The 11,080-nt window shown below is 35.4% G+C and carries 11 protein-coding genes; 6 read left to right on the forward strand and 5 right to left on the reverse strand.

Annotated features, from left to right (window positions below; genetic code table 11):
* Positions 1-49: 49 nt before the first annotated feature.
* A complete protein-coding gene (locus tag BLQ56_RS19830; RefSeq protein ID WP_090858669.1) occupies positions 50-964 on the reverse strand; it encodes a sulfite exporter TauE/SafE family protein in 915 nt (304 codons plus the stop codon).
* Between the two features lie 240 nt (positions 965-1,204).
* Between BLQ56_RS19830 and BLQ56_RS19835 the strand changes: the two genes are divergently transcribed.
* The gene (locus tag BLQ56_RS19835; protein WP_090858672.1) at positions 1,205-1,900 is read left to right on the forward strand and encodes a SurA N-terminal domain-containing protein; all 696 of its coding nucleotides are present in this window, start codon (positions 1,205-1,207) and stop codon (positions 1,898-1,900) included.
* Between the two features lie 304 nt (positions 1,901-2,204).
* Here BLQ56_RS19835 and BLQ56_RS19840 read toward each other — a convergent pair whose 3' ends face one another.
* Complete coding sequence (locus tag BLQ56_RS19840) at positions 2,205-3,110, reverse strand: RluA family pseudouridine synthase (protein ID WP_090858675.1); 906 nt, start codon at positions 3,108-3,110, stop codon at positions 2,205-2,207.
* A 160-nt stretch (positions 3,111-3,270) separates the two neighbouring features.
* On the opposite strand from BLQ56_RS19840, the gene BLQ56_RS19845 reads away from it, so the two are divergent.
* A complete protein-coding gene (locus BLQ56_RS19845) occupies positions 3,271-3,669 on the forward strand; it encodes a DUF5365 family protein (RefSeq protein WP_090858679.1) in 399 nt (132 codons plus the stop codon).
* A gap of 44 nt (positions 3,670-3,713) precedes the next feature.
* On the opposite strand, the gene BLQ56_RS19850 is transcribed toward BLQ56_RS19845, so the two are convergent.
* Together BLQ56_RS19850 and BLQ56_RS19855 are read right to left on the reverse strand one after the other, a co-directional pair.
* Positions 3,714-4,187 carry a thioredoxin family protein gene (locus BLQ56_RS19850; RefSeq protein WP_090858682.1) on the reverse strand — a complete coding sequence of 158 codons (474 nt, stop codon included), beginning with the start codon at positions 4,185-4,187 and terminating at the stop codon, positions 3,714-3,716.
* 2 nt (positions 4,188-4,189) lie between these two features.
* On the reverse strand, positions 4,190-4,627 hold the full coding sequence (locus tag BLQ56_RS19855) for a disulfide oxidoreductase (protein WP_090858685.1): 438 nt from the start codon (positions 4,625-4,627) through the stop codon (positions 4,190-4,192).
* 217 nt (positions 4,628-4,844) lie between these two features.
* Here BLQ56_RS19855 and BLQ56_RS19860 point away from each other — a divergent pair, with 217 nt between their 5' ends.
* Complete coding sequence (locus tag BLQ56_RS19860; protein ID WP_090858688.1) at positions 4,845-6,383, forward strand: bifunctional GNAT family N-acetyltransferase/carbon-nitrogen hydrolase family protein; 1,539 nt, start codon at positions 4,845-4,847, stop codon at positions 6,381-6,383.
* Between the two features lie 243 nt (positions 6,384-6,626).
* On the forward strand, positions 6,627-8,369 hold the full coding sequence (locus BLQ56_RS19865; RefSeq protein ID WP_090858691.1) for a phospho-sugar mutase: 1,743 nt from the start codon (positions 6,627-6,629) through the stop codon (positions 8,367-8,369).
* A gap of 549 nt (positions 8,370-8,918) precedes the next feature.
* Here the strand turns inward: BLQ56_RS19865 and BLQ56_RS19870 are convergent.
* Positions 8,919-9,161, reverse strand: coding sequence for a YhdB family protein (locus tag BLQ56_RS19870; protein WP_090858694.1), 243 nt, complete (start codon positions 9,159-9,161; stop codon positions 8,919-8,921).
* Positions 9,162-9,328: 167 nt separating this feature from the next.
* Here BLQ56_RS19870 and BLQ56_RS19875 point away from each other — a divergent pair, with 167 nt between their 5' ends.
* Entirely contained in the window at positions 9,329-10,339 is a 1,011-nt protein-coding gene (locus tag BLQ56_RS19875) for a M14 family zinc carboxypeptidase (protein ID WP_090858697.1), read from the forward strand.
* A gap of 70 nt (positions 10,340-10,409) precedes the next feature.
* Entirely contained in the window at positions 10,410-10,748 is a 339-nt protein-coding gene (locus BLQ56_RS19880; protein WP_238457332.1) for a DUF3889 domain-containing protein, read from the forward strand.
* The last annotated feature ends 332 nt before the right edge of the window (positions 10,749-11,080 follow it).

The following is an 11,080-nucleotide window of genomic DNA, read 5'->3' on the forward strand; positions in this document are numbered from 1 at the left end:
ACTACGGAAAACAAGATTTCCTACGTGCTTTGCCTTATGCCTGTCGGGGCTAAACAAGGCGCTTGCGCTTTTCCTTATGAAACTTGCTTTTCTTTTTCATAAACATCCATATCCGTAAAGAATGAATTAGAAAATGGATCAGTAAAAAAATACAGTAGATAGAGAGTAATAAGAATCCTAAAGTGTCGAGGTTAAATAGTTTGAGAATTAAACTTAAACCAGTTGCAATATATAAGCCTGCGAGAAAGTGTTGGATTTGTTTGTTGGGATATCCTTTAGTAGAGAGTGCTCCTAATTGTCCTCCTATAATGGCCCCGATGGTTAGGATCCCACTTATCTCATAGTTTAAGGGTGTTGTAAATGCATAAGAAGTGAACCCTGCTAACACGATCATAAAAACACTAAATAAACTAGTTCCAACAGCCTCTTTCGGAGAGAAAGAAAGGATGCTTAGTGTTAAAGGTACGATAATAAACCCACCACCAACTCCTAATGTAGTTGAAATAAATCCTGCGAATAATCCGATCATAATTGCTTTGAATATTAGGTGGGGTTTACTCTTGCTATCGTTTCTCACCAAATTTTTCCCTTTTTTAGGGTTCCATAATAAGGTGAAAGAAAAATAACTGATCAAAACAATATACATTAAAGGAACAACAGTATCCTCAACATGTAAGTCTTCTAGTAAGATCACAAAGGGATGCGCAATTTGAGTTGCTACCACACCGCTCATACCAATCATTAAGGCTGGTTTCCATTTTATCTGTTTGAGTCTATAATGAGCAAAAGCACCGGAAAGGGAAGTAGCAATTGTATATAGAAGACTTGTAGCAATTGCGATGACTGGATTGAAAGAAAGTAACAATAGGACCGGAGTAAGAATAAATCCTCCACCGATTCCGAAGAAACCAGATAATATCCCTATCCCTAAACCTAGAGTAAGATATAAAAATATGTCCTGCAAAATTGGAACTCCTCTCCTACGACTATTTTAAAAAAGTCAACAGGATATTCAAACGATAATATTTAACTTCAAGTCATTTATATCATAACGAATTATAGTAAGTTATAGAAGGGGTATTCACTCAATAGTATGTCAATCTATGATTAATAATACAGTTGTATGACAAAATTCAATTTTTAAAGCGGAGAAGTACTGGCTATGTTAAAATAATCATTATTCTTTACATAAGGGAGAGGTTAAATGTTACATCTAAAAAGAAAAGCTACTCTATTGGTTTTGGTCTTAATCTTGGTTCTAACTGGCTGCGGGAATAATGGGGAAGAGGCTACAGATAAGTCTACGAATAAAGAGTCCAATGACCAGAAAGAAGTAGTTGCAAGTGTGAATGGAAAAAACATATCCCAAACTGAGTTTAATACAGCCTTAGAACAATTCAAATTAACATATACTCAGCAGGGAATTGATCTTGAAAGTTTAGGTGAAGAACAAAATAAATTGATTGAAGAACAGGCATTAGAGCAATTAATCAATAATGAGTTACTTCAACAGGCTGCAGATAAAGAAGAATTGGTTGCTAAACCTGAAGAGGTAGAGGCAAGCTTATCGGAATTAAAAGGCCAATTTGAAACTGAGGATCAATTTACAGAAGCGCTGGCAACGAATAATTTAACGCTAGAAGAGCTAGAAGAACAAATTGCGAAAGAAATGAAAATTAATCAATATATTGCGTCAAATATTAATGAGCAAACTGTTACTGATGAAGAGATTCAAGAAATGTATGATATGTATGGGGAGCAAAGTGAAGAAGAATTACCAGCTCTGGAAGAAGTCAAGGAGCAAATTAAACAAACAATCGAACAGCAAAAACAGCAACAGGAAATTCAAGTGTTGATTGAGAAACTAAAAGAAGATAGTAAAATAATAAAGAATATATAATGATAATAGAGGATGTCCAAGAGATTAGTGCAAGGCACTATAGGGGACATCCTCTTTTTTGTGTTAAATGCCAGTTTATGGCGCTATGAAGTCTGGATATGAACAAGATTTTCGATATATGCACACGATTCAACGATATTACACAACTTTTTCGATATATGCACAAGATTCAATCATATTTGCACAAGGTTTTTGATATATGCACAAGATTCAACTATATTTGCACAACTTTTTCTATATATGCACCAAATTCTCCGTATTTGCACATTCACGAAAATTCTAGTTTAAAGTCTCTTCATCAATCCTATGAATTATCAGGGAAAATGGCTGGTATGTCTAAATAAGGTGCTTCTATTTGTAGTAATTCTTCAGTTATCGGATGTACAAGGCGCAGCCTCTTTGCATGCAGTGCCTGTCTGTAGAAAATAGGCTTACCTCCGTATAGTACATCTCCAACTAATGGATAACCCAAATGGCTCATATGAACACGAATTTGATGAGTTCTTCCAGTATCAAGCTCAAGTTCAATTAATGTCATTTGTTCATCTATTAGCTTGGTAACAACCTTATATTTAGTTCTTGCTTGTTGCCCAGTTTGTGAGACACGTCTTCTCGTTGGATGATGTCGATCACGCCCGATTGGTTCATCGATTTTTCCGGTCTTTTGTTTAATGATTCCATGTACTAATGCATAATATGTTCGTTTTATTTCCCTTTTCTCAAGTAGATGATCTAATAGAGCTGAAGAAAGTCGCTCTTTCGCGAATAGGATTGCTCCAGTAGTATCCCGATCAAGGCGGTGAACATGTCTTACTTTTGTTTGTACTCCTTGTACTTGATAATGAAAAGCTACAGCATTTGCAAGGGTACCAACTTGCCCTACTGTTGTTGGGTGTGTATCCATACCAGCAGGTTTATTCACAATTAGAATATGGTCGTCCTCATAAAGGATAGAAATGTCCTTGTACTCTGGAACTACTCCATACTCTTCATCAATAAATAGTTGAATTTGGATGGTGTCCCCTTTGGCAAGGGCAGTTACCCATGATTGTATATCATTATTTACTTTCACACCTTTACTCATACGAAGTTCATGTAGAAGTGGTTTAGGAATGTGTAAAATATGTCTTAAAATGTGTTCAACTTGAAGTCCTATCCAATCACTTGGAATAGCAATATGTAGCCATTGCCCTTTTCTCTCTGTTTTCAACGGCGAACCCCTTTCAAATTCATAGTGAACTAATTATACCGAAAGAATGTGCTAGAAGGAAATGATTATAGAGGAAAGACTTACCTTATCAATTGAGTTTGTCAATATGTTATTCTATAACTAGAAAAAATGGTTGAAAAGACAGTAAGGTGGTTATAGGGTGAAAATAGTATGCGCTTCTACTCCAGAACAAGAAAATTATATCGAGGAATTAATCCAATACATTTATTCTGAGATATTCCCTTTGCATTTCTCTGATGAGTACATTATCCAAATGGAAGCAATTCATGTCTTAGTTCCAAGAGAAGACGAACTTCATTACAATGGAACAATGAAAGAGGCGTTCCAGCTCATATCAAGTTTACAAGCCTTGATTGCGGTCATGGAAACCGTACAGTATGAAATGATTGAAAGTACCCATGAAGATATTTTTAGCAAAAATGTATCTATATTAAATGAGTATGGCTATTCTTTTCCATTTACATTAAATCAATTTTCAAACTTAAGAAATGACGTTATTAGTAAATATTCGAAACCTACTAATTTATACTTAGCATAAGCGATAGCAAAAAAGAGGCTCCCAAAGGGATAGCCTCTTTTTGCTTATTCTTTCGATTCGATATCACTAAACCATTCTCTAAACGTTTCTTCAGTTTGTAACCCTTCAATTCTTTTAACCTCTTTTCCATTTTCATAATGGATTAAAGTAGGTGTCGAATTAATTGCAAAGTCCTGCCAGCCATCTTCAAATTCAAGTAGGTTGAGCTTTTTCACATCAACACCTAAATCATCTACTAATGGAACTAGGATAGGTGTTGTTTGTTGGCAATAGGCGCATGTTGGACTATAGAAATAAACAGTTAGAGTTTCATTATTCTTTAAGCTCTCTTCTAATTCTTCAGGTAAGATTTGATTTTGATAATTTGGATCATCTAGCTGTTTTGTTGTAGCGGGATTTAATTTAGCTTTACCATATGGATTACCTTCAGCTGCCTTCTTGTTTGCATAGCTAGTAGCAAAAGCTAATCCTCCAAATAATACGACGATAATGGAGACAAAAATAATAATTTTCTTCAAAATTAGTTACCTTCTTTCAGTTTTTTCATGATTAAATAGCTACAAATGATCATTGTTAAAAATGCAATCAATGCTAGAAAAGGAATTGTTATGAAACCAAACCAGTTTATATACTCACCAGTGCAAGGAACAATTCCACATGAAATTGAATTGTCTCCCAAAAAAGAGACCTTTTGAATCAAATAGTGATAGAAAGAGATAAGAGCACCTATCAGAGAGAGTACGAACGTATATGAGCTGATTTCATAATTCTTTTTCACAATGCTAATGCCCAAAATAATCACTTGAGGATACATAAAGATTCTCTGGTACCAGCAAAGCTCACATGGAATATATAACAAAATCTCGGAAAAATAAAGACTTCCTAAAGTAGCGATTAATGCTGCTCCAAATGCAACAAATTGATATGTTTCTAGCTTATTTTCAGCTTTCTTGGGCATTCAACATCTGACTCCTCTTAACACTAATGAACAACCCTTTTACTAGTGTATTTGTTAGATATAATAAAGCATACATTCATATAGTACAACAAATTGAACGGTTCTTTTAATAAGTTTTTATAAAAAGTTTAATTTAATTATCATAATTAGTGTTTATAGGGTTATTATTAAGGGTAGAACCAACTTTAATAGAGCGAAATAGTAGGGGGAAGAATTCTTGTCTGAAAAAATTGACTTATCTAAATTTGAAAAGAAAATGATCATTCGTAATATAGAGCATAGAGATATTGATGAAATTATTAACTTACAAGAGAATTGCTTTAAGGGAATGGAACCATGGAAAAAGGAACAATTAGTCAGTCATTTAGATCATTTCCCTGATGGCCAAATATGTGCAGAGTTTGATGGGGAAATTATAGGATCATGTTCAAGCCTAATTGTGAATTTTGATGAATATGATGATAAGCATACTTGGGATGACATTACAGACGAAGGTTACATTACAAATCATAATCCGGACGGATATAATCTTTATGGAATTGAAGTCATGGTGCATCCAGAATACCGTGGAATGAAAATTGGTAATCGATTATATGAAGCACGTAAAGATTTAGCTCGAAGATATAATCTGAAAAGCATTATTATTGGTGGACGGATTCCTAACTTTCATAAGCATTCAGAGGAATTATCACCTAGAGAATATGTTCAGCAGGTAATGCTTCATAAAATATATGATCCGGTCTTATCTTTCCAGCTAATGAATGGGTTTACGCTAATGAGGATTAACCCTAATTATCTGCCAGATGATTTTCAATCCAATCAATATGCGACGCTAATGGAATGGAATAATATCGATTATATTGGGAAAACAAAACAGCAGTATAAGACGGCATTTCCAGTTAGAATCTGTGTCGTTCAATATGAAATGAGGAAGATTGACTCATTTGAAGAGTTCGCAAAGCAAGTGGAATATTACACAGATGTTGCATCAGACGCAGGAAGTGATTTTGCAGTTTTCCCAGAAATCTTCACAACTCAGTTAATGTCTTTCCTTGATGAGAAATCACCAAGCAAGGCAATCCAACGAGTCACAGAGTTCACTGAAGATTATATTCAGTTATTTACAGACCTAGCTGTAAGATACAATGTGAATATTATCGGTGGTTCTCATTTTGTTGAGGAAGAAGATAAGATTTATAATATTGCTTATTTATTCAGAAGAGATGGGACGATTGAGAAACAATATAAACTACATATTACACCAAATGAACGAAAATGGTGGGGCATAAGTCGTGGTGATAAGGTACGTGTCTTTGATACCGACTGTGGTAGAATTGCCATCCAAATTTGCTATGATATTGAATTCCCAGAACTTGCTAGAATCGCAAGTGATCAAGGTGCTAAAATTATTTTCACTCCATTTTGTACAGAAGATCGACAAGGTTATCTACGAGTTAGATATTGCGCCCAGGCAAGAGCTGTAGAAAATCAAATATATACTGTTATTGCAGGGACTGTCGGAAATCTTCCTCAAACAGAAAATATGGATATCCAATATGCACAATCAGCGATTTTTGCACCTTCAGACTTTGAATTTGCACGTGATGGAATTGTAGGAGAATGTAGTCCTAATTTGGAAATGGTTGTGATTGGGGATGTTGATTTAGAAGTATTAAGGAGACAACGTCAATCTGGTACTGTTCGTCAACTTAAAGATCGCAGACATGATATTTACAAAATAAATTATAAACAATAAAATCATTTCATATTAAAGTCAGAGAAGGTGATAATCATCACTTTTTCTGGCTTTTCTTGCTGAAGTGTAAAGTTTACAAACATTCAATCGACTAATATGTTTAATTAACAACAATGTTCACGAGAAATAGGGATTTAAAAAATAGAACTTGTCATAAAGTTACGGAATTTAGTTGCAGGATTCGTACAAAATATGGAGAATAAGGAAGGATAGTAATATTACTACATAACTAGGAGGAACAAGATGAGCTGGTTAGAAAAATATGATTTATGGCAAAATACATCAAACTTAGATGATGAAATAAAAAAATTATTACAAGAAAAGAAAGATAATCCAAAAGAGCTTGAGGATTGTTTCTATAAAAACCTTGAATTTGGTACTGGTGGAATGAGAGGGGAAATCGGACCTGGAACAAACCGTATGAACCTGTATACTGTTCGCAAAGCTTCAGAAGGGTTGGCTAGGTATATTGGGGCTGCTGGAGAAGAAGCAAAGAAGCAAGGTGTAGTTATTGCCTATGATTCGCGTCATAAGTCTCCAGAGTTTGCAATGGAAGCTGCTAAAACATTAGCGACACACGGAATACAAACTTACGTATTTAATGAACTACGTCCAACACCTGAGTTATCATTTGCAGTCAGACACTTACATGCATTCTCCGGAATTGTAGTAACAGCTAGCCACAATCCACCAGAGTATAATGGCTATAAAGTGTATGGATCTGACGGTGGGCAATTACCACCACTTGAAGCAGATGCTGTAATTGCTAAAGTAAATGAAATTGAGAACGAACTTTTAATCCAAGTGGATGACGAACAATCGTTAAAAACTGCAGGACTAATTAAAATGATTGGTGAAGAAATTGACAGTGCTTATACTGAGAAATTAAAGACAATCTCAATCAATCCTTCACTTTCAAGTGAAGTGGATTTAAATATTGTATTTACTCCATTACACGGAACAGCGAATAAACCAGTTAGAAAAGGATTAGAAGCATTAGGATATAAGAATATTACGGTTGTAAAGGAGCAGGAACTACCAGATCCTAATTTCTCAACAGTGAAATCACCAAACCCAGAAGAACATGCTGCATTTGAATTAGCGATTCGTGATGGGCTAAAAGTTGGCGGAGATCTTCTAATTGCAACTGATCCAGATGCTGACAGATTAGGCGTTGCTGTGAAAAATGACCAAGATGAATATGTTGTGTTAACAGGAAATCAAACAGGAGCAATCCTTTTACATTATTTATTATCCCAAAAGAAGGAAAAAGGCATTCTTCCAGCTAATGGTGTTGTGCTTAAAACAATCGTTACTTCAGAGATCGGAAGAGAAATTGCAAAGTCATTCGGCTTAGATACAATCGATACATTAACCGGGTTCAAATTTATTGGTGAAAAGATTAAGGAATATGAACAAACAGGACAATACGAATTCCAATTTGGATATGAAGAGAGTTACGGATATTTAATTGCAGACTTTGCACGTGATAAGGATGCAGTTCAAGCTGTCTTATTCGCAGTTGAAGTAGCAGCATATTATAAGAAAAAGGGAATGTCATTATATGATGCATTGCTTTCCATTTTTGATGAATATGGCTATTATAAGGAAGGCCTAGAGTCCTTGACTTTAAAAGGAAAAGAAGGTGCTGAGCAAATCAATAACATTCTTGCAAGCTTTAGAAGTACCCCTCCTACAGAAGTTGCAGGTCGTAAAATAGTAACAATTGAAGATTATCAAGCAAGTGAAAGAGTGAATGTTTTACAAGATGAGAAAGTTGTTATTGATTTACCAAAATCAAACGTATTAAAGTATTTCCTTGAAGATGGTTCATGGTTCTGTCTTCGTCCGTCAGGAACTGAACCAAAAGTTAAATTCTACTTCGGAGTTAAGGGCAACTCTCTACAAAATAGTGAAGACGTGTTAACTTCGATTTCAAAAGATGTTATGGATCAAATACAAGAATTATTAAAGGCACAAGTGTAATAATAAAGGAAGGGATGAGAATCCCTTCTTCAGGCTGATTGAAAACGCTCGCATTCTTCGTTGCGAACCCTCGCTCGGTGCTCATTACCCTCAGGGTAACTCCGCTCCTCCCAAGGGTTCGCGCCTCGACTTCAAGCGTTTTCAATCAGCCTGGGTTTTACAAAATATACTTTGTCTACACTCTGAAGGAAGGGATGAGAATCCCTTCCTTTTATTGTGTATGTAAAGAAATGGTTGATATTGAACCCCAAATTGAAAGGGGAAGCTGGGCTCAGGTTATTAGACCCTCAACTTACAATAATAACCGGATATTTTCCGGTTAAACTTCAGAAAAGAGTTAGTTAGGTGAATATAAACGGAGGTCTTCCTGTTATTTAAAGCAAATTTAGGCATTTAAGCTTGGTTGGGGATTAATAGTAGGAATTTCTCCGTCTATTCGTTCTATTTTCCGTGCTATTTCATACTTAAGAGGATTCTTTCCGTTTAATTTAAAACCGTTTATCTTTATAAACAGCATGAAAGGAAGGGATGAAAATCCCTTCCTTTTATTTAAAGTAATGCCGTTAATTCTTCATCATCAAAATCATGTGAGGCATGATCGATATATCTTAACAAAGAGTATAGTTCTCGTTCGATAACGGAATAGTCTTTTTCGAAATTATATGCATGTAGGAAATGCTCGATTTTCTTCGAAAGGAAGTCATCCTTAGTTCGTACCATTAGTATCAATAAGTTATCCCACTGTGATCGATGTGTATAGTACAGTGCCTTATCATAATCTGCTGTATTCATCACTACCTGCCTCCTTTTTTAGGAGTTGATTATAGTGTGTGAAGTTAGCTTAGATTTTCTCACTGTAAATATTGGTCACGTCTACATTATAGGCATTCCCTAAATTACCATTGTAATTTTAAAAATATCGTAAACAATAACACAAAAGTTACTATGGAGTGTTAGAAATGCTTAGAAAAATGTTAATGATGTTTCTTGTTTTTATTCTTTTTATGACAAGCCAAGTGGGAGCGGCAAAAAGAGGTATTGTTGAGCCAGAGGTTGTATATACATATGAAGAAATGATGAAGGATCTTTCATTATTATCAGTTAAAAATAAAGATTTAATTGAGGTCATCAGTATTGGCAAATCGACCTTTGGAAAAGAGATTCCTGCCTTACATCTTGGAAAAGGAAAAAAGCAGGTTTTATTTGTAGGTTCACATCATGGACGTGAGTGGTTAACAACTAGTTTGATTATGAAAATGATTGAAACTTATGCTGACGCCTACAATAAAGAGGCTAATGTAGGGCATTACAATCCAAAAATTTTGGATGAGGTTTCAATTTGGTTTGTCCCCATGCTCAATCCTGATGGTGTTGAGATTCAACAAAAGGGGTTAGATTCAGTCCCTCTAGGACATCAGCAACTTTTAATGGAAATGAATGAGAATGATCTGAATTTTAAGAGATGGAAGGCAAATGGGATTGGAATTGATTTAAATCGTCAATATCCTGCAGGCTGGAAAGCAATAAATGGAGATACGCCATATGCATCATTTCATTATTACAAAGGGACAGCACCTTTAGAGGCTGTTGAGGTTAAAGCATTGACGAGATTTATATTAAAAGAAAATCCTTTAATATCAGTTGCATATCATTCCTCTGGGAGAGTCATTTATTGGTCATATAAAAATGATAAGAGAGTCGTAAAGCGTGATCGAGCTATTGCAAAAAAGCTAACAAATCTTACGAGATATAAGTTAGCAAAGCCACCTAAAACCGCAGTAGGTGGGGGGTTAACAGACTGGTTTATCACCTATTATAAACGACCAGCCTTTACGATTGAAATAGGGTATGATGTAAACGAAACAAGCTTACCTTTGAAGGTTTTTCCTGAAGAATGGAAGAGAAACAAAGCGGTAGGGTTACTCATTGCTGACCAAGCCAATAAGCTAAAAAATATTGAATTAAATTGAAGTAATATTTCACATAGGTGGGCATGATAGCAATAGCCCATTTTTACCGAAGGAGGAATTTATTTTGGGAGTGAAATTTATTCTGAAATCATGCTTGATTACAGCTTTTTGCAGCCTATTGGCTTTCACATTGATGAGTACGTTTGCTAGTGCTGAACCAGAAAAAGAAGCTAAAGCTAATGAAAAGTGGAGTGAAATGGCAGGCAATATTGTTAAATTAAATTATCCTGAACATAATGTAAGTAATATTGATTACAAAGGTAGAGAAGATATTTCAGAGACACAAACAAAAGATACGTTTGAATTAAAGGTTCAAAACGATGACGGGAGCTTCGTTGTTAGGGTGATTTTATTATTTAATCCAAAAAGTGAATCATTAATATCCTTGAGTTTAGAGGAACGAAGATAGAATGGGATTTCATTCTGTCTTTTTTTTATGGCTTTTTCTTTTAATTCTTGTACAGGGAGTCTGAACCTCACCTGTCTTCGGACAAGAATCATGGCTGTGAATCTATGCGAGTCTGAACCTGGTGTGAGTTCGGACAGGAATCGTGATTGTGAATGCAAGCGAGTCTGAACCTTGCGTGAGTTCGGACAGGAAGCGTGAATATGAATGTAACCGAGTCTGAACCTGACCAGGCTTCAGACAGGATTTATACTAGTGAATGCAATCTGAGTCTGAACCTGACCAGGCTTCGGACAGGAACCGTGCTAGTGAATGCAATCTGAGTCTGAACCTGA

Origin of the sequence: Litchfieldia salsa (assembly GCF_900104555.1) — a bacterium.
GTDB classification, from domain to species: domain Bacteria; phylum Bacillota; class Bacilli; order Bacillales; family Bacillaceae_L; genus Litchfieldia; species Litchfieldia salsa.